Source organism: Microcoleus sp. S13_B4, assembly GCF_036700885.1.
GTDB lineage: Bacteria > Cyanobacteriota > Cyanobacteriia > Cyanobacteriales > Microcoleaceae > Microcoleus.
Map to the genome: position 1 here is coordinate 37,343 of NZ_JAUBPU010000024.1, position 21,602 is coordinate 58,944.

Annotated in this window: 17 protein-coding genes; 11 read left to right on the top strand and 6 right to left on the bottom strand. The window is 45.5% G+C overall.

Translation table 11 applies throughout. From position 1 onward, the window contains the following. Positions 1–260: 260 nt before the first annotated feature. From QT994_RS14935 to QT994_RS14985, 11 genes are all read left to right on the top strand, one after another. Positions 261–491, top strand: a complete 231-nt coding sequence (locus QT994_RS14935) for a KGG domain-containing protein (protein WP_006631632.1) — start codon at positions 261–263, stop codon at positions 489–491. 762 nt (positions 492–1,253) lie between these two features. After that, the gene (locus QT994_RS14940; protein ID WP_333175780.1) at positions 1,254–1,784 is read left to right on the top strand and encodes an FHA domain-containing protein; all 531 of its coding nucleotides are present in this window, start codon (positions 1,254–1,256) and stop codon (positions 1,782–1,784) included. Positions 1,785–1,890: 106 nt separating this feature from the next. Continuing rightward, positions 1,891–3,894 carry an FHA domain-containing protein gene (locus QT994_RS14945; protein WP_333175782.1) on the top strand — a complete coding sequence of 668 codons (2,004 nt, stop codon included), beginning with the start codon at positions 1,891–1,893 and terminating at the stop codon, positions 3,892–3,894. Positions 3,895–4,169: 275 nt separating this feature from the next. Further along, positions 4,170–4,598, top strand: coding sequence for a hypothetical protein (locus QT994_RS14950; RefSeq protein ID WP_333175784.1), 429 nt, complete (start codon positions 4,170–4,172; stop codon positions 4,596–4,598). Positions 4,599–4,785: 187 nt separating this feature from the next. Next, entirely contained in the window at positions 4,786–5,925 is a 1,140-nt protein-coding gene (locus tag QT994_RS14955; RefSeq protein WP_333175786.1) for a DNA cytosine methyltransferase, read from the top strand. A 195-nt stretch (positions 5,926–6,120) separates the two neighbouring features. Further along, positions 6,121–7,461: a tRNA (N6-isopentenyl adenosine(37)-C2)-methylthiotransferase MiaB gene (miaB, locus tag QT994_RS14960; RefSeq protein WP_333175788.1), complete on the top strand. Its 1,341-nt coding sequence runs from the start codon at positions 6,121–6,123 to the stop codon at positions 7,459–7,461. Positions 7,462–7,654: 193 nt separating this feature from the next. Then, on the top strand, positions 7,655–8,725 hold the full coding sequence (locus QT994_RS14965) for a D-alanine--D-alanine ligase family protein (RefSeq protein ID WP_333175790.1): 1,071 nt from the start codon (positions 7,655–7,657) through the stop codon (positions 8,723–8,725). A gap of 261 nt (positions 8,726–8,986) precedes the next feature. Then, positions 8,987–10,069 (top strand): AI-2E family transporter, encoded by a 1,083-nt coding sequence (locus QT994_RS14970; protein WP_333048477.1) that lies wholly within the window; start codon positions 8,987–8,989, stop codon positions 10,067–10,069. A gap of 578 nt (positions 10,070–10,647) precedes the next feature. Beyond that, positions 10,648–11,889, top strand: coding sequence for an HhoA/HhoB/HtrA family serine endopeptidase (locus QT994_RS14975; RefSeq protein ID WP_333175791.1), 1,242 nt, complete (start codon positions 10,648–10,650; stop codon positions 11,887–11,889). A 361-nt stretch (positions 11,890–12,250) separates the two neighbouring features. Then, on the top strand, positions 12,251–12,784 hold the full coding sequence (locus QT994_RS14980; protein WP_333050828.1) for a DUF1003 domain-containing protein: 534 nt from the start codon (positions 12,251–12,253) through the stop codon (positions 12,782–12,784). Between the two features lie 58 nt (positions 12,785–12,842). Then, positions 12,843–13,715 (top strand): MBL fold metallo-hydrolase, encoded by an 873-nt coding sequence (locus QT994_RS14985; RefSeq protein ID WP_333175793.1) that lies wholly within the window; start codon positions 12,843–12,845, stop codon positions 13,713–13,715. Between the two features lie 16 nt (positions 13,716–13,731). Here QT994_RS14985 and QT994_RS14990 read toward each other — a convergent pair whose 3' ends face one another. The 6 genes from QT994_RS14990 to gcvT all read right to left on the bottom strand — a co-directional run bounded on the left by QT994_RS14990 (position 13,732) and on the right by gcvT (position 21,534). Further along, the gene (locus tag QT994_RS14990) at positions 13,732–14,112 is read right to left on the bottom strand and encodes a hypothetical protein (protein ID WP_333175795.1); all 381 of its coding nucleotides are present in this window, start codon (positions 14,110–14,112) and stop codon (positions 13,732–13,734) included. Between the two features lie 89 nt (positions 14,113–14,201). After that, positions 14,202–14,813 (bottom strand): RloB family protein, encoded by a 612-nt coding sequence (locus QT994_RS14995; protein WP_333175797.1) that lies wholly within the window; start codon positions 14,811–14,813, stop codon positions 14,202–14,204. A gap of 5 nt (positions 14,814–14,818) precedes the next feature. Further along, the gene (locus QT994_RS15000; RefSeq protein WP_333175799.1) at positions 14,819–16,216 is read right to left on the bottom strand and encodes an ATP/GTP-binding protein; all 1,398 of its coding nucleotides are present in this window, start codon (positions 16,214–16,216) and stop codon (positions 14,819–14,821) included. Between the two features lie 192 nt (positions 16,217–16,408). Then, a complete protein-coding gene (gcvP, locus tag QT994_RS15005; protein WP_333175801.1) occupies positions 16,409–19,354 on the bottom strand; it encodes an aminomethyl-transferring glycine dehydrogenase in 2,946 nt (981 codons plus the stop codon). A gap of 406 nt (positions 19,355–19,760) precedes the next feature. After that, positions 19,761–20,150: a glycine cleavage system protein GcvH gene (gene gcvH, locus QT994_RS15010; RefSeq protein WP_333049603.1), complete on the bottom strand. Its 390-nt coding sequence runs from the start codon at positions 20,148–20,150 to the stop codon at positions 19,761–19,763. Between the two features lie 232 nt (positions 20,151–20,382). Then, entirely contained in the window at positions 20,383–21,534 is a 1,152-nt protein-coding gene (gcvT, locus tag QT994_RS15015; RefSeq protein ID WP_333175802.1) for a glycine cleavage system aminomethyltransferase GcvT, read from the bottom strand. Positions 21,535–21,602: the final 68 nt, after the last annotated feature.

A 21,602-nucleotide genomic window follows, 5' to 3' on the forward strand; every position in this document is an offset into this window, starting at 1 on the left:
GTTTATAGAATGATTGAAAGACAGTAACAATCTTAAAACATTGGCGGCTCTAACTATAGTGCCCGGGCGTGAACTATTTTTAGTTCACATTTGTAAATTATGAAAGAGTCATCCTGCGAGTTAAACCAAAAGCTTAGATTCGTGTGATGAGGTTTCATATTTTACCGTCGGATATCTCACCACTGACTGGGAGTAACCACGACAGTGGGAGGCGAAGGCGCGATCGAGCTAAAAAATCAGAAACAAACAAGGAGACAGTCATGGCTGAGAAAAGCAAACGCGGATTCGCTTCTATGGATGCAGAAAAACAGCGCGCAATTGCTAGCAAAGGCGGAAAAGCTGCACACGAGAAAGGCACTGCACACGAATTCACCCCTGAAGAAGCCAGACAAGCTGGCCAAAAAGGCGGTGAAGCTGTCAGCAGAAATCGCGAACACATGGCTCAAATTGGTCGCGAAGGCGGTCGGAAAAGCCGCAAGAGCGAAGCTTAAGTCTCTCAAGCCTGGCCTTGTAATGAAAGATTGCACAGTTGCAGCGTGAGAGATAGCACTAGGACAGTGAACGTTTGAGGAGGTAGGGCGATGGAAGTTACCGAGGTAGTTCGATCGTCCAACCTCCAAAATTCGTCCCTAGCGCACCAAAGCTTCGCAAATGTGAAAACCCCACAGGAATGAGTTTTTAATAATAGCTGGCCAATCTTGAACGGCAATTTTTTAACCAAGCTGCACTGCGGTCAATAATTTTGCGGGACAGAAAAGCTGGCAAGCGCGAGTCAGTATCTCAAAAAAAGCCAATACGAGCACTAAAAGCCCCGAACTCAGGGCTTTTTTGTTTAGCTGCACATAATATTTTTATATCAATTCCGGTTGCACTCCTCATGAGTGTTGACTGTTGACTGTTGACTGTTGACGGGCGGGTCGAAAAACTGAATAGTTGATACCAATTTTTTATGAGGCTGCATAGAATCCGATTCCCCCTAGCCCTCCTTAATAAGGGGGGGGACAAGATTCCGATCAAAGTCCCCCTTCTTAAGGGGGATTTAGGGGGATCGAGATATGTGCAACTTCGCATTAAATTGGTATGAGTGTTAACTGTTGACTCGATTTTATTATTCCGATGCAACCGGAAACGATATTAGAAGTTCGATCGAGTCTGCGTCAATAATTCTAATTAAGTTTTTTGGTGAGGAACTCCGTCCTGCAAATAAATCAGCTAATATTTTTTTATTATATTTTTGAGCTAACTATAAAATCATGACAAACCAGCTCACTTTAGCATGGACAGAAGCTGGGGTGCGTCAAACTCAGACAATTCAAAACGGACAGCCGAGCAAAAATCCGGGAACCGTGAGGCTCGGGCGCGATCCGGCGAAGTGCGATATAGTATTTTCGCATCCCAGCGTATCGGGTCTGCACGTTGAAATATTTTTTAATCAAGAATTGCAGGAGTATGCAGTGCGGAATTTGCGCGAAAGCAATCCGCCACTGGTAGACGGAAAAATTCTCACCCAAGGCGAAGCAACATTGAGATCCGACAGCCACCTCCATTTAGGTCAAGTGGAAATTGAGGTGCTGAAGGTGATGGAGGTAGAGGTAGCCACGCCGCTGACTGTTTTGCTGTCCGGGCCTCCGGTTCAAAGTTCTTCCCCGCCGACGAGGCCTTCAAGCTACGGTTTGGAGTGTCCCAAGTGCAGCCGAATTTCGCCTTACGCACAGTTGAATGCGGGGTGTCCGTGGTGCGGTACTTCTTTGGCTGCGGCGGCGAGTGTGATGCTGTCTCCGTGAAAGTGTTTGAAAAAGGGAAAATAGGGCTATCCGCTAAACACTCTCAAATTCAAAAATCTTTTTTGCAGAAAGCTCAAAGCCGACGGCTGATGTTTAAAAAATAATCATGAATTCTCCACCCTTGCGCCTGCGACTGACTTGGACAGATACAGCTACGGGGGATTGTCGATCCCCGATACTCGACTTACCCATCGCTTTGGGACGAATTTTTGAAGCTATGCCGGCCACTATCAATGGGAAACGAGTTTCTCGAATTGCGCTCAGCAGCAGTCAAGTTTCTCGCTTTCACGCAGTGATTGGCACCGAAGGTAACAGTATTTTACTCACTGACACGGGTAGTCGCAACGGTACTTTTGTTAACGGCGTTAGCCAAACCCGGTGCGCGCTGGCAAACGGGGATATGCTGCAAGTTGGGCCCTACGCGATCGGCATTTCTTTTGCTGTTAATTCCCCAGAAACGCCGTCGGTCAATTCTCACATTTTCTTTAACCCGCAGACGAATGGGCCAGACCCCGCACTGGGCCAGCAAATAATGTTGCAGCTTCCTCAAACAAGTAGTAGGGGAGAATTTCCGCCGATCGCATTTTTGCACGCTTCTCAAGTGTCAATGCGATCGCTCGAATCTATAGGACTCCCTGTGACCGAAGTTGATTGGGCTGCTGTTGGCGGTGGTTTGGGCAGCTTTATTTGGGTGGATTTGCTGAGAATTTGCGGCGTGAAAACCGATCGAATTGCGGTTTTGGGCATGGAAAACCAGCCTTACGCTCGCTATCTGCGTTTGTGCCTTAATTCCCAAATTCCGCTGCGGGAACGCCTACGATCGAATTCTGACTCTTGTCCAGACAACATTTGGGGCTGGCCTCCCTATGCTTTGCGGGAAGCTTGGCAGGAATTGCTCAAAGGGCGTTTGGGGATGTCGTTGAAGTTGATGTGGCAGGTGTTTGCTGAACCGACTTTTGCCGAAACTTATACCCCTCGCGCGGGGAATGTGTTTGATTCTATTGACAGGGAAGTCGATCGAATTGGGTGGAATCAGATGTTTCGCTACGGTAGAGTGCGGGGAATTCGCAAAACAGATGACGGCAGGTACGCGATCGCTTATTCTCGATCAAATGCGGATCACCGCGACCACGCTTTTTTAATCGCCAAATACGTACACTTAGCCACCGGCTATCCCGCCATTCAATTTCTGCCCGACTTGCAAGCTTATCGCGAAAAAACCCAAGATTTTGACTCGGTTGTCAACGCTTATGAAAAGCACGACGGCGTTTACGAAAAATTGGAGGCCAGCGGCGGCAGCGTGTTAATTAGAGGTCGGGGAATTGTGGCTTCCCGCGTGGTGCAGCGAATTTACGAAGCGCGACAGCGGAACCGCAACATTCAAGTATTGCATTTGATGCGATCGCCCAAACCTCAAGGTAACAAATTTAACCTCGCTCAGCGCAGCGTGGAAAATCACTACGAATTTCAACCTTTCAACTGGCCCAAAGCTTGCTGGGGCGGGGAACTCCGCGTACTTTTGGAAAAAGCCGCCCCTGAATTGCGGCCGCAGTTGCTCACCGACTGGGGCGGCACTACCACAGCCCAGCGCAGCGACTGGCGGCGGATTGTGAAAGAAGGTTTAAGTCAAGGATGGTATCAAATTACCTTCGGGGAAGTCGAGCGAGTCGAGCGCGACAGTCAAAACCGCACGGTGACGTACATTCAGGAGAAGGAACTCAAGGGGCAAATTAAGTTAGAAGCTGATTTTATTATTGATGCTACGGGTTTGGACGCTAAGGTAAAAACCAGTCCCCTGTTAAACGATTTGGTAGCTCAATATAATCTTCCCCTCAACGGTTTGGGCCGGCTGAGTGTTAACAACGATTTTGAAGTGCCCGAATTGCGGAATTCTTCTGGTAGCAACGGAGAAGGCGGGGTATACGCAGCAGGCGCGATTACTTTGGGAGGGCCTTACGCGCCGGTAGACAGTTTTTTGGGCTTGCAATACGCGGCCTTGCGTTCGGTTGAAAGTCTGGCCGCCAACCGAGCTCCGGGTGTGCGGAAATTGAGCGTTTGGCGATCGTTTGTGCAATGGTTGAAGTGGATTTTCAATAAATCTCCCGGCTAATTTGAAGGAGGAAGTTCGGCAACAAGCAATGTACAAGATTTAATGGATTTAACGGATATCTTGAACTATTTCAATAGGTTTTTTACGGGCGGGCAGGATGCCCACCTCACAATAAAACTCACTCTTTGTGGAACAGGCATCTTGCCTGTTCTTGAAAAGGGTAAAAAATGTCAGATTTAACTGATTGAAACGAACTTCGCCTTCAATCAGTTAAATCTAAAATCTAAAATCGAACAACCTTCCCATTCAATCTAAAATCTAAAATCTAAAATCGCATGACTCCCACCTTATTCGGCCGTTGGCAAACTCGGTCACTGTTATTTGCAACCGTAGGCGTTTTAGTAACGCTGCCCTTTTTTCTGGGTTTAATTACCTCTCAATCCGGCTCAATTTTTTTCTGGATCTTAGGGTATATAGCGATTTTTGGCCTCGGCTGGGATGCCTTATATATATACATCCAGCAGTTTCGCTGGGATCGAGATTGGCCCGGCGCATTTCAATTACTCGCTGGAATTTGGGAAGCACTTTTTGTGTTATTTTTAATCAAAGTTATCGGTTTGCCGGGGATACCTGCACAAGATTTTGACTTGGGAGCTTTCGCATTGCATTATAGTTTAGTGTGGCTGGCTATTTATCTGGCATCCCAAACACTAATGCGGATTTTGTTTCCCCACTGGCGTTTCCGAGGTGGCCAGTGGTTGTAATAATACCTGTAGCGGCGGTTTTTCCCCACCATAATCGCCTCAAACCAATAATCTAATAAACCCGCCCCGGCTATTCTACCAATTCCCAATTCCCAATTCCCAATAGAATTTATAGTCAAGTGTACCGCTCCCTGGGCATCCAACATAATTTATAGTAAGCTCAACTCAAAATTGCTGGCATCCTTCAATGCACCGTGATCCTTGTATTTTCTCATTTTTTTCAGGTTCAGGCTTCCTCGATTTGGGTTTTGAATTAAGTGGCTTTAATGTAGCGTATGTCAATGAAATTTTCCCACCTTTCATGCAAGCATACCGCTATTCTCGGCAATGCCTGAATTTGCCGCTACGAAAATATGGATATTGCGAAGGAGAGGAAGCAGATGTAACTCGACTTGTAGGGGGAGAACCAGCTTTTCGCCTGCGGGAATTGATGCAGGATGCCCGCAAGCATCACGATATTGTGGGATTTATCGCTGGGCCACCTTGTCCTGACTTTTCTATTGGTGGCAAAAACCGAGGTGGGGAAGGAGATAAAGGTCAACTTTCAGCTTCATACATTGAATTGATTTGTCAGCAGCAGCCAGATTTCTTTTTATTTGAAAATGTCAAAGGTTTGTGGAGAACTAAAAAACATAAAGCTTTTTATGACGAACTAAAACATCAGTTGGCTGATTCGGGATACGTTTTTGCCGAGCGTTTAATTAATGCGATAGAGTACGGTGTCCCGCAAGATAGAGATAGAATTATTCTGATTGGCTTTAGAAAAAACCTTGTCAAAAATCTGGGCATTTCCCTAGATGAAAAAAGCCCAATGTTATCCGAAAGTTTCTTTTCTTGGCAAAATCAGATATTATATCCCAAGTCAGAAATTTTTTCTCATCCTTGGCCTGATAGAACTGCTTTTGCAGGTGATGGTTTCTTGCCTTGTCCAGATGGCATTCCCCAAGAGTTAACAGTACAGTTTTGGTTCCAAAAAAATGATGTGGTAAATCATCCCAATGCCAAACATTATTTTCAACCCAAAGCGGGCATTAAGCGGTTTGCTTCGGTTGATGAAGGAGATGATTCAAAAAAATCTTACAAGCGCTTGCACCGCTGGCGTTATTCGCCGACAGCTTGTTACGGCAATAACGAAGTTCACTTGCATCCTTATAAACTTCGCAGGCTTTCTGTTGCAGAAGCCTTGGCTGTTCAGTCATTGCCAAAAGATTTTGCACTGCCAGCAAAGATGACGTTGACTAATATGTTTAAAACTGTTGGCAATGGGGTTCCTTATTTGGCGGCACAAGGTATTGCCAAAACAATTTTACAGTTTTTATATCACTAAAAAAACAGAATAGCCAGATACCCGACTTCGCAGATTTTGTCGGTATCTAAAACTATTTGTAGCGATAAGGAGCGCATTGCACACCCTATAATTATTAAAATTCCCAATTCCCAGACGTATGGCGTGTAACACAGAAGTGTTATAATAAAGTGTTAAGGTTGAAAACCTATATTTTTTATTTGCCTGCAATTCGCCATGACCGTTAAACCCCGCCGCTATCACATCACTACTTTCGGATGCCAGATGAATAAAGCCGACTCGGAACGGATGGCCGGCATTCTGGAAAATATGGGCTTTGAGTTCTCGGAAGACCCGAACGAAGCTAGCTTGATTCTCTACAATACTTGCACGATTCGGGACAATGCCGAACAAAGAGTTTATTCTAACCTCGGAAGGCAAGCTCATCGCAAGCGCCAAGAACCGGGTTTAACTTTAATTGTAGCTGGATGCGTGGCGCAGCAGGAAGGTGAAGCGCTGCTGAGGAGAGTGCCGGAATTAGACTTAGTAATGGGGCCGCAACACGCTAACCGACTTGAAGATTTGCTGGAACAAGTTTTTGAGGGCAATCAAGTGGTGGCGACTGAAGCTGTTGAGATTATGGAGGATATTACTAAGCCGCGCCGCGACAGCAAGGTGACTGCTTGGGTGAATGTAATTTACGGCTGCAATGAACGCTGCACTTATTGTGTTGTGCCGAATGTTCGTGGCGTTGAACAGTCGCGAATGCCGGAGGCTATTCGCGCGGAAATGGAGGATTTGGGCCGCCAAGGTTATAAGGAAGTAACTTTGTTGGGACAAAATATTGATGCTTACGGACGCGATTTACCGGGAACAAAACCGGACGGCAGCAACCAGCATACTTTGACGGATTTGCTTTATTTTGTGCAGGATGTGCCTGGTGTCGATCGCCTCAGATTTGCTACTAGCCACCCGCGCTATTTTACGGAAAGATTGATTAAGGCTTGTGCGGAATTGCCGCAAGTTTGCGAACATTTTCACATTCCTTTTCAGTCGGGAGATAATGATATTTTGAAAGCAATGTCGCGGGGTTATACTCAGGAAAAATATCGCCGCATTATGGATACAATTCGCCGTTATATGCCGGATGCTTCGATTACTGCGGATGCGATTGTCGGTTTTCCTGGGGAGACAGAAGCACAGTTTGAGAAGACTCTGAAGTTAATCGAAGATGTTGGTTTCGATTTGGTGAATACTGCGGCTTATTCCCCTCGCCCTGGGACGCCGGCCGCTTTGTGGGAAAATCAGTTGAGTGAGGAGGTGAAAGCCGATCGCCTGCAACGAATCAATCATGTAGTCACAACAACGGCGATGGAACGATCGCAGCGCTATTTCGGACGCACTGAAGAGGTTTTGGTGGAAGTGCAGAATCTTAAAGATTCAACTCAGGTGATGGGACGCACTCGCGGCAATCGTCTTACATTTTTTAAGGGCGATATTGCTGAATTGGCGGGTAAAATTGTGCGGGTTAAAATTACAGATATTCGCGCTTTTAGTTTGACGGGAGAAATGCTGTAAGCTGTTGGGGGATTTAAATTGTATGTCAAGAAATAATTAAACTATGACTGGGCAGTTTCTTCGAGGCAGCCCGCAATATACAATTTAAATTCGCAACAGCTTATGCTTAATTGTCAGTTTCTGTCGCATACTTCCTGTGATAGCTGCGCTAACTGCGTGTATATTTGTCAAAAAGTACCGGGAGTATTGAAAAATGACAAAGATGCGGATCGGGCTATTGTTCGGGGGGCGATCGGGGGAACACGAAGTCTCAATTAGTTCGGCGCGGGCGATCGCCCGTGCCCTCGCTGCTGACGAAAATGCCTCTAAATACGAAGTTCTGCCCTTTTACATCCAAAAAAACGGCTGCTGGCTGTCGGGAACATTACCTCAACAAGTCTTAGCCACCGGAAAACCTCTCGAAATAGAGCAAGAACCAGGACAAAACGACTCTCCCGCGGGACAGTTTCCTAATTTTAAGGCCGTAGATGTTTGGTTCCCAGTTTTGCACGGGCCAAATGGCGAAGACGGTACGGTGCAAGGGTTGCTCAAATTAATGCAAATTCCTTTTGTCGGTTCCGGGGTTTTAGGTTCGGCGCTGGGAATGGATAAAATTGCCATGAAAATGGCTTTTGCTCACGCTGGCTTGCCGCAGGTAAAATACATCGCTGTCAACCGTTCTGAAATCTGGTCTAATCCTTGCGTTTTCCCCAAACTGTGCGACAAAATTGAAGCTGAGTTGGGCTATCCTTGCTTTGTAAAACCCGCTAATTTGGGATCGTCTGTGGGAATTTCTAAAGCTCGATCGCGCGCTGAATTAGAAGCAGCTCTCGATAGCGCAGCCAGCTACGACAGGCGGATAATTGTCGAAGCCGGTGTGGTTGCTAGAGAATTAGAATGTGCAGTTTTGGGCAACGACAACCCCCAAGCTTCAACGGTGGGAGAAATTACTTTTCAAAGCGATTTTTACGACTACGAAACTAAATACACCCAGGGACAAGCCGACTGCTCAATCCCGGCAAAAGTCAGCGGTGCGATCGTCTCGAAAATCCAAGAAATGGCAGTACAAGCATTTTTGGCTATAGACGCGGCAGGTTTAGCGCGAGTAGACTTTTTCTACATTGAATCAACCGGAGAAGTTTTGATTAACGAAATCAACACTTTTCCCGGCTTTACAGCTACCAGTATGTATCCGCAAATGTGGGCAGCAGACGGCATTTCTTTCCCTGAATTAGTAGACCGTTTAATTCAATTAGCTCTTGAACGGCACGGGGAAAAAGGTTGAATCCTGAGCTGCAAACCGCTGCCGCGCCAACAGAAAAAAAATTATTTCCGCAGGTAATCTATCCATACCAGCGGAAACGATATAACATGGTTGTGGCAGGCAGTGCCTGCCCGCAGCCTTATTTCTGCTGCTGGTCGAGCAACTGGGAGTTTTTAGCAGGCTGATATAAATTAAATGCAGCATAAAATGTTTAAGGGAGAATGGCGAATAGCAACGTCAATCTCACATCTTGCATCTCAAAATTTAACTCGGTTAACTTAGATGAGACGTTTCACTCAACTGTCGCATTGGTGGACTTACGGACTGGTATTTCCCCTAGCGGTACTCAACTGCTGGTTAGCCCTCCTAGTCTTTGAATATTTTCGCGCTCTGATTACAGTTTTGATCATCGCTACAGTGTTCTCTTTTTTGCTAGATTATCCAGTGCGATTTCTGCGGAAATACGGCCTGAAGCGCGATCGAGCAGTTTTGTCGGTATTGTTTTTGACTTTACTGGTATTGGTGGTTTTAGGTGTCACTCTGGCCCCGATTCTGCTAAACCAAATTACTGAACTCGCCACCCGACTCCCAACTTGGATAGTTTCCGGGACAGAACAGATTGAAGCATTTCACAAATGGGCGGAAAATCGCAATCTCCGCATTGATGTCAGGGGTTTGACTATCCAATTGAGCGAGAGACTTTCAGCTCAATTGCAGTCTCTCACCGGCGAAATCCTCAAATTTGGCTTGGGTGCGGCAGACAGTCTGTTGAATTTCCTGCTGACAATAGTTCTGACATTCTACTTGCTCTTGCACGGCGATCGCCTGTGGGAAGGCTTGTTTAAATGGTTTCCATCCAAGCTGAGCTTTAAATTGCGAGAGTTACTGGCCCGAAGCTTCCACAACTACTTCGTCGGGCAAGCAACTTTGGCGGGTTTGATGGGACTGTCGATGACTGTTGCTTTTTTAATTTTGCGAGTTCCCTTCGGACTGCTGTTTGGTTTAGGCGTGGGTGTAATGACCATCATTCCCTTCGGGGCACCTTTCAGTATTTGCATTGTCAGTTTGCTGATCACATTAAACAACTTTTGGCTCGGCGTCACAGTTTTAGCTGTCGCTACAGTCATTGAGCAAGTAATTGAAAGCGGGGTTGCTCCTCGGTTATTAGGCGGTTTTATTGGTCTCAATCCCGTGTGGATTTTAGTCTCGCTATTGGTGGGGGTTAAGGTGGCGGGCGTAGCAGGTTTGATAGTTGCTGTGCCGATGGCAGGTTTTATTAAGAATACTGTTGATGTTTTGGAAATTTCGAGGAACAAGTCGAGGGAAATCGATTCGGTTAGTTCCATTGAAACTATGGAGCAATAAAATTCCTCCTTACGTTCAAATTTTAGAGTTGGAGAGAGTTTTGGCAGGCTATTTTGACTTAGGTTTAGTGGGTACTTTAGGTTGAGGCTTTAGAGGTTTTTTACTTCCTGCTTTAGGGTGAGCCTTTCCGGTGCTTTAGCTGCTATCCTTCCTGGATGCAGGCGGGATCAAAAACCTCGTTTCTAGGTTAACGTCGATCGCTCACAACGAAGATTTTGCGTAGAAACCTGGTTTTTTTGAGTGCAGGATTGTTGTTGACTTCGGATATCAATCCTGTGAAAAGTTTGCGGAAAATACGGAATATGCGAGCTGGCTAGCGTAGTTTGTATTATCCCACTCAGACAGCAATTCGCCAGTGCAGACCCAGTTCGCTCGCACTCAAAAGCTCGAATCCACACTAGACCTGCGAGTGTCGGGTTTCTCCCCCACCAGGTAGGGTAAACCCCACCAGTCAAGCAGATATCACAAATGCTTCAATTAAAATTAAAGAGCCTGTAGTTCTAACTTAATTCCAGTAAGTGCTAAAAATGCAAAACCCTAATTATAACTATCGCTCTAACTCCCCCGAAATCAATACTATGTCAACCAAAAATATGCCTGCTACAACTGTGGGTTATCGCCGTTTTTCGTTGCCGAAAAAACTGGCTTTTTTGTCCCTTGTTTTGCTCGGCTCCACCGCAACTGTTGGGTGCAACGCCCTAACTTCTAAAGTTCCTGGAAGTTCTAACGCCATTCAAGCTGAACCTTCAAGTACAGCGCCAATCTCAGCATTGCCTGCAAATATACTGCCCTCTCAAGACTCTAATTTTGTTACTAAAGTTGTGCAGGCAGTCGGCCCGGCAGTGGTGCGGATCAATTCTTCTCGCACGGTGAAGAACCAAGCTCCAGATGAAATCCCCGAGCAATTCCGCCGCTTCTTCGGTTCGGAATCTCCCATTCAACCGGGAGAGCGGGTAGAACGGGGTTCCGGTTCGGGTTTTGTTTTTGGTTCCGACGGCCGCATTTTGACTAACGCTCACGTTGTTGATGGCGCGGATACGGTGACGGTAAAACTGAAGGATGGCCGCGAATTTGTGGGCAAAGTTTTAGGCGTGGATACAGTTACTGATGTGGCTGTTGTTAAAATTGAAGCTACCAATTTGCCTGTGGTGAGTTTGGGCAAATCTGAAGAATTAGAGCCGGGAGAATGGGCGATCGCGATCGGTAATCCCCTCGGTTTGGACAATACTGTGACTGTGGGCATTATTAGCGCTACAGGCCGTTCTAGCGCCGATGTCGGTGTTCCTGACAAGCGCGTCAGCTTTATTCAAACCGACGCTGCGATCAATCCCGGCAATTCCGGTGGTCCGCTGCTGAACCAGCGCGGTCAAGTTATCGGCATGAATACAGCTATTATTCAAGGCGCTCAAGGATTGGGTTTTGCTATTCCGATCGATCGAGCACAACAAATTGCCGACCAATTAGTAACAACCGGAAAAGCCGAACATCCTTATCTCGGCGTTCGGATGTTGAGCATTACTCCCGAAGTCAAGGCAGAATTCAATAAAAATCCCAACCCCAAATTGAGGCTGACTGAAGATAAAGGCGTGTTAGTTTTGGGGATTGCCAAAGATTCTCCGGCGGCACAAGCTGGAGTTCGCGTTGCCGATGTGATCAAGAAAATCAACGGTGCAGAAGTTAGCGATGCTGGCAGCGTACAGCAAATTGTCGAGAAAAGTACAGTGGGCAGCGATCTGCAGCTTGAAGTGAGTCGCGGGGGACAACCTGTTACTGTGGCGGTGAAAGCGGGTGCTTTTCCAGCGGCCCAGAAGCAGCAGTAGAATTGTTAATATCGTGGGTTAAGTTAAGCCAGGGACTAAAGTCCCTGGCTTATTGTTTAAGTTGGTTTCAACTCACATCTTGCACCACTCTGTGTGGAACAGACCGTCCAGCCTGTTCCACACAGAGTGAATTTTTTGTGGGGTGGATCAGAGAACCCGCCCATAAAAAGCTTATTGAAAATGGTGCAAAATGTCAGTTTCAACCGACTTAAAAATATGGTAAAATGTGTTTTATTCCTCCTCGCTAGGGACTTGTACTGCGAGCCTAATTCTACATTTATAAGCGAGGGAAACGTGGGTAAGGGTATTTCCCTCGAAGCAAGATGTAAACTTAAAGAGACTTCGACATTTTTAGATGTTTATGACTCAAAAACCGTCCCCAACAGTGCAAGCGACCCTACTGCCTGAAGAATATGAAATGCTGCAAGAGTTGCGGCAAAAAAAACCAGCGCGAAACCCGCCTCCTAAGCGGATGTCATCCGGGGATCGCATTGCGGACAAAGTTGCGGCTACTGTCGGTTCCTGGAGATTTATCATTATTCAGAGCAGCCTTCTAGTAATGTGGATTATCCTGAACGTTATTGTGTGGATAAAACACTGGGACCCTTACCCTTTTATCCTGTTGAATTTGATGCTGTCGTTTCAGGCTGCTTACACTGCACCCATCATTATGATGAGTCAAAATCGCCAGTCCCTAGTTGACCGCCAAAGTGCCGAACACGACTATCAAATAAATGTCAAGGCAGAATTAGAAATTGAACTGCTGCACGATAAAATTGAACTGCTGCACAATACAATCAATACTTTGCGTAAAAAAGAAATTGTAGAAATTTCCAAAATGCTCGAACAGCAACAGCAATGCCTCCAGGGGATAGAAGAGATTTTTCGCAAATAGCGGGATTCCTCGGGAGGTGAAAAAACAGAATTTATTTACTTCATTAAAAGGTAGAAAAATGGCTAACATTAATCAGAGGCGTACTGAAAATATTAACGGTAACTTTTATGTAGACAGTACCTGCATTGACTGTGATACTTGTCGGTGGATGGCACCTGAAGTATTTGGTCAAGAGGGAGAACAGTCTGCGGTTTACCACCAGCCAACTAATGAAAGTGAAGAAATGCGATCGCTCGCGGCTCTTTTGTCTTGTCCCACAAGTTCGATCGGCACTGTAGAAAAACCCCAAAGGATCAAAGAAGCCCAGCAACTGTTGCCCGCACTCGTAGCAGAAAATGTCTATCACTGCGGCTACCACTCAGAGAAATCCTACGCCGCAGCCAGCTATTTAATTGTCCGCCCCGAAGGAAACATTTTAGTTGATTCTCCCCGTTTTGTGCCGCCGCTAGTCAAAAATATAGAAGCAATGGGCGGCATTCGCTATCTGTACTTGACTCACCGCGACGATGTGGCAGATCATCAACAATACCACGATCATTTTGGGTGCGATCGCATTCTCCATGCTGACGAAATTAACGCGGGGACTCGCAGTGTAGAAATTCAATTGTCGGGCTGCAAAGAGCATCAAATCGCAGATGATTTGTTGATTATACCTGTTCCCGGTCACACGAAAGGTCACACAGTTTTGCTTTACAATAACAAGTTTTTGTTCAGCGGCGATCATCTTGCTTGGTCGGAAAGTTTGCAGCAGCTAGTTGGCTTTCGCGAAGTCTGTTGGTATTCTTGGCCGGAACAAATCAAATCTATGCAAAATTTGGCTAATTACTCGTTTGAATGGGTGTTGCCGGGACACGGCCGCAGGTATAATGCCGATCGAGAAACAATGCGCGAGCAAATGCAACAGTGTATTGCTTGGATGGTCGATGCTTAATAATTTAAAACCCCTTTTATACTAGGCGGTTGAAACCAATCTTACACACACTTTCGCCGCCAACCACGAAAAAGAAGTCATCGCCGCTGTTGGAAGAATCGACAGGCCAGTTGTAGCGGCTGGTGTGATTAGCCCCCCAACGTTCTAGCCGAATTCGCAACTTTTTGGCGAGGGCGGGTTCTAGTGCATAATCATTCATAGCGTAGATGTCGGGACTTATCAAATGTCGATCGGCTGTAACGTCTACAGACAAGGTGGGATTGGCTGTTTGGGCGATGCCATTTTTGAGGTAAGCTGCTGTTGCTACCACCCCCAAAGCAGCCAAAACACCTAAAAATAATAGGATAATCCAACGCGGTTTATTTTCGGGCGATCGCCACACAAATCGTGCATTCATTTTGATAAAGTCTGAAAACTGCTTGTGCGATCGAAAAATGTTAATTAAATTATCCTAATCTCTTATTCACATTATAGAAGATGTTGAAGTCAGCAGTCACTACCCAAGCTTTTCAGCAGAATCTCAACAAGTCTATAGACATGGGTTCCTAATGTTGGTGGCCAATCTTGCTGAGAACTTGGATGTAGATTTTTCGCTCGATTTACTGCATCTTTAGTCTTTGGCTTGTAAGCAGAGATATCGAGATTGCTACCATTGTAACTTCCTAAAATTATTCGTAGTCTTGCCTTAAAATTATCGCACGTCCTATCCAGAGTATTAATATCTTCAAAGTGTAAAGTTAACCATACTTCAAAACAAGGATTGCTAACTGCTAAATTATAACCTCTTTGCCTAGCTTGAGTACAGACAGAACTCAATTTTTTGTCACCCCAACGATCCACATCAGAAACCAGCCAAAGCATATCATCCTCAGTTAGATCGTATCGTTCTTTGAATGTATCTAAACGTTCTAAAACATATTCAGGTGAAGATTTACCATCTTCTGTAGTTGCTAATATCTCCACTTTAATTCTGGTGCTATTAAACATCCTAAAATATTGCTTTTCAGTTTCCTTACCTTCCGTAGCAACTATAAATAGTTTTGTATCTCTCCGATCGTGTTCGCGATCTAATAATTTTGTTCGCTTAATTTTTCCCATTGCTATTAGTTAGTTATCACGGATAGAGCGGTTTCACAATTAAGCCAGCCTAAACTTTGTGGATTTCCAAAGAAGGGAATAGCTCCAAAACGTCCATTCAAGTAACCTTTCTCAATTTTCAGATCGGGTTTCATTTTGAATTCCGCTAAAGAATAAATATTGGACACACCTTGTTCGCTCTTTTCAACAAACCAAATTTCATCACGTCGGAGTAAATCTAAATCTAGCAAATTGGTATCATGGGTTGTAAAAATGAGTTGATTGTTTTTGTCTCTGCAATTGATTGCTACTTGTACAAAATTCCTAGAAAGCAGAGGATGCAAACGTCTATCAAGTTCATCAAGAAAAAATACTTTTTCTTCTTCTTGCTTTAAAATAAACAGAGCCGGAATCAGATTAATCAGACGTTGAGTTCCTTCTGATTCCTCTGCTATTGAAAAATCAATAAACCCTCCATCTTCACTGCGATGAAGAGTTCTGAGTTGAATCAAAATTACTTGATTCTCATCATTCTTAAACAGCATATCTCTTGTACCTCCTAAGTTTTCAATCATTACAATTGAATTTTTTTCTGCTTGATTCAGGGCCTGAATAAGATTCTCTCTTAAAACTTTAGGCATAGTTGGAAAGTGTCGCTCAAAATCCAACTCTACTTTTTCTGTGACTATGGAATCAATGCCTGTTCCTGCAAATTTAAGAAACTCACTGAGAAAGTCCGTGAATGATTCATCACTGAGTATATTAATTTCCAAGCCTGTATAATCTGCTTCGGCAGGAATAATAGTTAATACTTTTCTGAACCAGTCAAAAATTGGTTGTAAAATAACAACATTTCGCTCAAGAGATTCTGTTAAAAAAAGTTGATTAGGGCGCGTTCCCTCTGCAATAAAATCGAGAAACTGTTGACGCTTCTTGCTTCGACCTTTAAGTTTTGCACCATATTCTACTGTAGTTTCTTTTTTTGATGACGTGATTCGCTCAAAGTACATCACTTCCTGCTTCTTGCCCTCAGGGATTCCATGAAGCCATTCTTCAAAAATTTGCTCTCTATTTAATTTAAACCCGTAGGAGTATTGATCGCCTTGGTGCGTAAAAATAAACTCAAACTTGCTAGGCTGCTTACTATAATCACCAAGTTTGAATGGAGAAACAGGGATAGTTTGACTGCTGCGAGTTCCCTGTACAACTAAATTTTTGGCAAAACTTATAGCCTCGATCAGATTTGACTTGCCTGCTGCGTTCGCTCCGTAGATTGCTCCAATTGGCAATATCGATCGCCCTTTTCCTGCTGCATCTTCAGCAAGGTGATCTATATGTTGTTGGTCGCTATTAACTCCCACCATACTAAAAGTGACTTCATCCCTGAAGGATAAGAAATTTTGTATAGTAAGTTGAATTAACATTGTTTTTACCCATTAGGAGCCATTGGATTGCACTACTTTCACTTATTATGGTAGCCTAAAACAGGTATTTAGGAGAAAAAATCTCCTAAATTACCGAGTTTTATGCAAAGTTTATCTTTCTAGACGGAGATGTGGGGGATGCCAAGGGGCTCTAAACTCAGAGCCAAACGAGATTTAGCATAAATTTCCGTCTTAAGTGTAAGCTTCCATTGGTAAACAAGAACAGACAAAATTGCGATCGCCAAACGCATTATCTATTCGGCCCACCGCCGGCCAAAACTTATATTCGCGAGTCCAAGGTGCCGGATAAGCCGCTTGCGCGCGAGTATAAGGACGATTCCACTCATCAACCATCAGAGATTCTGCGGTATGTGGCGCATTTTTCAATACGTTATTTTGTGCATCAACATTACCGTTTTCAATCTCCGCAATTTCAGCTCGAATTGCAATCATCGCATCGCAAAAACGGTCTAATTCCTGCTTCGATTCGCTTTCCGTCGGTTCCACCATTACCGTACCAGGGACAGGCCAAGAAACCGTCGGCGCGTGATAGCCGTAATCCATCAAACGTTTAGCGATATCTTCAACTTCAATAGCCGCAGATTTTTTGAGCGATCGCAAATCTAGAATACACTCATGCGCCACCAAACCAGCTTTCCCTTTGTACAAAACCGGATAGTAAGATTCTAAGCGTTTTGCCATGTAATTAGCATTAAGAATTGCTACTTTTGTTGCCTCAGTTAAACCCACTCCTCCCATCATCCGAATGTACATCCAAGAAATAGGCAAAATGCTAGCACTTCCCCAAGGCGCGGCGGAAACAGCACCCACTGATATTTGTTGACTGTTGACTGTTGACTGTTGACTGTTAAGAATAGAATGACTGGGCAAAAATTCCACTAAATGAGACATTACCCCAATCGGTCCCATTCCCGGGCCGCCGCCGCCGTGGGGAATACAAAAAGTTTTGTGCAGATTCAAGTGACAAACATCAGCACCAAAATCACCAGGGCGGCACAAACCAACTTGAGCATTCATATTTGCGCCGTCCATATAAACTTGTCCACCGCAGTTGTGGACAATATCGCAAATATCTTTAATCTCTTCCTCAAAAACGCCGTGCGTAGATGGATATGTCACCATCAACGCTGCCAGTTCATTTTTGTGTTTTTCTGCTTTTTTATGTAAGTCAGCAACATCAATATTGCCCTGAGAATCGCACTCTACTGGAACTACTTTCATCCCCGCCATCACCGCGCTAGCCGGATTTGTACCGTGGGCTGACTGGGGAATCAAACAGATATTTCGGTGAGATTCGCCTCGGTGTTCGTGGTATTGGTGAATAACTAACAAGCCCGCGTATTCGCCTTGGGAACCGGCGTTGGGCTGCAAAGAAATTCCCGCAAAACCGGTGATTTCGGCCAGCCACTGTTCTAGTTGCACGAACATCATTTGATAGCCGCGAGTTTGATCGGGGGGTGCAAAGGGATGTATCTTGCCAAATTCCGCCCAAGTCACTGGCATCATCTCTGCTGTTGCATTCAATTTCATTGTGCAAGAACCCAAGGGAATCATCGATGTATTTAGCGATAAATCCTTGGCTTCTAAACGGTGCAAATAGCGCAAAAGTTCGGTTTCTGAATGGTAGCTGTTGAAAACAGGATGGGCGAGATAGCTGCTGGTGCGATCGCAAAAATCTGGTAAGGTCAGATATAAACTCAATGCGTCTGCATCCAGCGGAATGTTGAGAGCATTCTGCCCGTCAGCCCTGATATAATCTTTATCCTGTGCAAAAATCTTCCACAACTCTTGCACATCTTCAACGCTGACAGTTTCATCTAACGTGATTCCCACTGTCGAATTATCGAATATTCGGAGATTAATTTTGCGAACTTTAGCAGCTTCAAGAATTTCTGACAGCGGTTTATCTCCCAATTCTACGCGCAAAGTATCGAAGAAATGTTGAGAACCAATTTTGTATCCGAAACTTTTTAAACCGGATGCCAAAAGTGCCGTTAAACTCCATACTTTCTCAGCAATATCTTTGAGTCCAGACGGGCCGTGATAAACAGCATACATACTCGCCATCACTGCCAGCAAAACTTGAGCAGTACAAATATTGCTGGTTGCTTTTTCGCGGCGGATGTGCTGTTCGCGAGTTTGCAATGCCAAACGCAAAGCAGATTTGCCGTTGGCATCTTTAGAAACGCCGACAATTCGCCCCGGAACTTGCCGTTTAAACTCTTCTCGCGTGGCGAAATAGGCTGCGTGGGGCCCTCCGAATCCCATCGGCACTCCGAAGCGCTGAGTGCTTCCTACGGCTATATCCGCGCCGAATTCGCCGGGGGGCGTGAGCAAGCAAAGGCTCAAAATGTCGGCGGCTACTGTGACTAATGCGCCGGCTTCGTGTGCCGATCGAATAAAATCGGTATAGTCGTAAATTGCGCCGTCTGTGGCGGGGTATTGCAGGAGAGCGCCGAAGATTGTACGATCGAACTCAAAGCTTTGATGGTCGCCGACAATTACCTCAATTCCCAACGGCTTAGCGCGAGTTTGCACCACTTCAATAGTTTGAGGGTGGCAATCTTGGGAAACAAAAAACACTTTTGCCCCCTTTTTGCTGGCGCCGTAACTCACCGCCATCGCTTCCGCCGCCGCAGTCCCTTCATCCAGCAAAGAAGCGTTGGCAATTTCCAAACCCGTGAGGTCAATTATCATGGTTTGGAAGTTCAGTAAAGCTTCCAATCGCCCTTGAGCAATTTCGGCTTGGTAGGGAGTGTAAGCTGTATACCAGCCGGGATTTTCTAGGATATTCCGCTGAATGACTGGGGGTGTGATGCAATCGTGATATCCTGTGCCGATGTACGATCGAAATACCTGATTTTTTGCAGCAATTTCTTTCAATTCTGCCAAAGCGCTGTACTCGCTTTGCGCTGCGGGAAGTTGTAAGGGTTGAGAAATGCGAATCGCCGCTGGAACCGTTTTGTCAATCAACTCATCGAGGCTGGAAATGCCCAAAACATTGAGCATTTGCTGGATTTCGCTGGGTGTCGGGCCAATGTGCCGACCCGCAAAACCATTGATGGAGGAAAGGTTTTGCTGCTGACTGGGTTCAAGTTGAGGGCTGTAGAGTACCAAGGCGGATTCTCCTGAATAGACTTTTGCTTCTTTGTTTGTAACATTTTGCTAAGACAACCAGGAAGATTTTCTGCGTCTATGAAAGTCCGACAGGGGTTGAAATTCCTGTCTCACAGCTACACTCGTCTGAAGACGACTAAGCAAGATTTTTGGCGTGTATCAAAGTCCGACAGGGGTTTCAACCCCTGTCTTATAGCTAAAGTCGTCTTTAGACGACCTTAGATTAAGGTCAGCGGTTGAAACCCCTGTCGAGAGTCAAACGAAGTCTGCTTCGGCAGACTAAGAGATAAAGGGGTATTTAAGCCGGATTGGCTATCAGTCGTCTAAAGACGACTTGTGCTAAAAGCCCCGTGGGTTTCAACCCTGGGGGATGGTGGAATTATCAACGAGCCCCATGCCCTATGCCCTATTCCCCTTCGACCATTTGGCGATACTTCTGGGCGGATAAAGCGTCATCGACTTCGCTGGGATTCTCAACGCGCACTTTCAGCAGCCACCCGTCCCTATAGGGGTCTTCTGCCAAATTTTCGGGAGACTCTATAATCTCATCATTGCGTTCTACGACAGTACCCGTAACAGGTGCTTTCAAGTCTTCAACCGCTTTCACTGACTCGACTGTACCGAAAGCTTCGCCCTTTTCCAACCCTGCACCCACTTCTGGCAAATCTAGAAACACGATATCGCCGAGTTGGTCAACTGCAAAGGCACTAATGCCGATGGTGGCAATTTCGCCTTCGAGTCGGATATATTCGTGAGTGTCTAGGTATTTCAGGTCATCGGGGTATGTTAGTGCCATGTCAATTCCTTGCAATAAAAAAGTCTCAGTTAAATCTTATTAAACTATGGGTGTTTAATATCTGAAACTCCTAGAGTACCTCAGCCAGGGATTTTCTTGATTTGCAGCAGACTTTTAGCATTAAGTCGCAAACTATCTGTGTTTATCGGCCTTGCATCGGCGGTTGTTCTATCAATCAAATATCTATGCCATGTTGTCTAGCGAAGATAATTTTAGCTAAGACACCATACATTTAATTTAGCCGATTTGGCGATCTATAAAATGGTTTTTTCACCACACTAGCCGGATAGTTTTTCCCGCGAATCTCGATTTCTAATTGCTGACCGATTTTCGCTAATTTTGCCGGAACAACCGCTAGGGCCACTGCCCGATTCAATGTAGGCGATAATGTACCGCTAGTAACTTCTCCTACTGTTTCGCCTTCAAATATTACCGGATAGCCGTGGCGCGCAATGTGCCGCCCCTGCATTTCTAAACCTACCAACCGCTTTGATACTCCACTCGCTTTCTGCTGTTCCAAAACCTCGCGGCCAATAAAATCGCCTTTAGTGTCGAGGTGAACAACCCAACCCAATCCAGCCTCTAAAGGCGTGATATTGTCGTCGATATCTTGACCGTAAAGAGCCATTGCTGCTTCTAAACGCAAGGTATCTCTCGCACCCAACCCGCAGGGTACAACTCCTGCAGCTAACAATTTTTGCCACAGTTCTTTTCCTACTTCGGCATCCACCATGATTTCAAACCCATCTTCGCCGGTGTAACCCGTTCTGGCGATAAAACTCGGCTGTCCCAACAGATTTGTTTCTAAGTGACCAAATGCCTTAATTGGTGCGAGGTTGTCTTCCACAAAAGACTGGAGATAGTTAACAGCCTCTGGCCCTTGAAGGGCAATTAAAACTTTATCTTCGGAGATGTCTGTAAAACAGAGTTCGCTCAATTCTAAGTGAGTGGTGATCCAGGTTTTGTCTGGGAGGCGAGTGGCGGCATTGACAATGATTACGGCACGTTCTTCGCCAGTGGTGGCATCGGGTTCTTGGCAGTAGAAAATAATGTCGTCTAAGATGCAGCCTTTGGCGTTTAGTAAGACTGTATATTGAGCTTGACCGGGTTGCAAGCGGCTTAAGTCTGAGGGTACTAAGGGTTGAAATTTTTCTATTAGTTGTTTCCCTGTCAAACAGAATTTGCCCATGTGGGAAATGTCGAACATTCCTGCTTGCTGGCGTACTGCTTGGTGTTCGCTGCTAATGCCTGCGTACTGCACCGCCATCTCCCACCCGGAAAAGGGGACCATTCGAGCTTTGAGTTCTAATGATAGGTCGTACAGAGGCGTGCGGGCAAGTTGGCTCGGCCTCTCTGGATTGCTGGGTTCAGTTGACTTTGCCACAGGTAGCGCTTTGGTTGCGGGTAGACTGTTTTGATTTTACGGGAAAATTGGTTTTCGCGGTGTGTAGG

Bases quoted from the DNA above. Each gene is read 5' to 3' on its own strand.
- miaB (WP_333175788.1), top strand. From the start codon at position 6,121: ATGACCGTTAAACCCCGCCGCTATCACATCACTACTTTCGGATGCCAG.
- QT994_RS14950 (WP_333175784.1), top strand. From the start codon at position 4,170: ATGACTCCCACCTTATTCGGCCGTTGGCAAACTCGGTCACTGTTATTT.
- gcvH (WP_333049603.1), bottom strand. From the start codon at position 20,150: ATGGCACTAACATACCCCGATGACCTGAAATACCTAGACACTCACGAA.
- QT994_RS14995 (WP_333175797.1), bottom strand. From the start codon at position 14,813: ATGGGAAAAATTAAGCGAACAAAATTATTAGATCGCGAACACGATCGG.
- QT994_RS14985 (WP_333175793.1), top strand. From the start codon at position 12,843: ATGGCTAACATTAATCAGAGGCGTACTGAAAATATTAACGGTAACTTT.
- QT994_RS14935 (WP_006631632.1), top strand. From the start codon at position 261: ATGGCTGAGAAAAGCAAACGCGGATTCGCTTCTATGGATGCAGAAAAA.
- QT994_RS14940 (WP_333175780.1), top strand. From the start codon at position 1,254: ATGACAAACCAGCTCACTTTAGCATGGACAGAAGCTGGGGTGCGTCAA.
- QT994_RS15000 (WP_333175799.1), bottom strand. From the start codon at position 16,216: ATGTTAATTCAACTTACTATACAAAATTTCTTATCCTTCAGGGATGAA.
- QT994_RS14970 (WP_333048477.1), top strand. From the start codon at position 8,987: ATGAGACGTTTCACTCAACTGTCGCATTGGTGGACTTACGGACTGGTA.
- QT994_RS14980 (WP_333050828.1), top strand. From the start codon at position 12,251: ATGACTCAAAAACCGTCCCCAACAGTGCAAGCGACCCTACTGCCTGAA.
- QT994_RS14990 (WP_333175795.1), bottom strand. From the start codon at position 14,112: ATGAATGCACGATTTGTGTGGCGATCGCCCGAAAATAAACCGCGTTGG.
- QT994_RS14955 (WP_333175786.1), top strand. From the start codon at position 4,786: ATGCACCGTGATCCTTGTATTTTCTCATTTTTTTCAGGTTCAGGCTTC.
- QT994_RS14965 (WP_333175790.1), top strand. From the start codon at position 7,655: ATGACAAAGATGCGGATCGGGCTATTGTTCGGGGGGCGATCGGGGGAA.
- QT994_RS14975 (WP_333175791.1), top strand. From the start codon at position 10,648: ATGTCAACCAAAAATATGCCTGCTACAACTGTGGGTTATCGCCGTTTT.
- QT994_RS14945 (WP_333175782.1), top strand. From the start codon at position 1,891: ATGAATTCTCCACCCTTGCGCCTGCGACTGACTTGGACAGATACAGCT.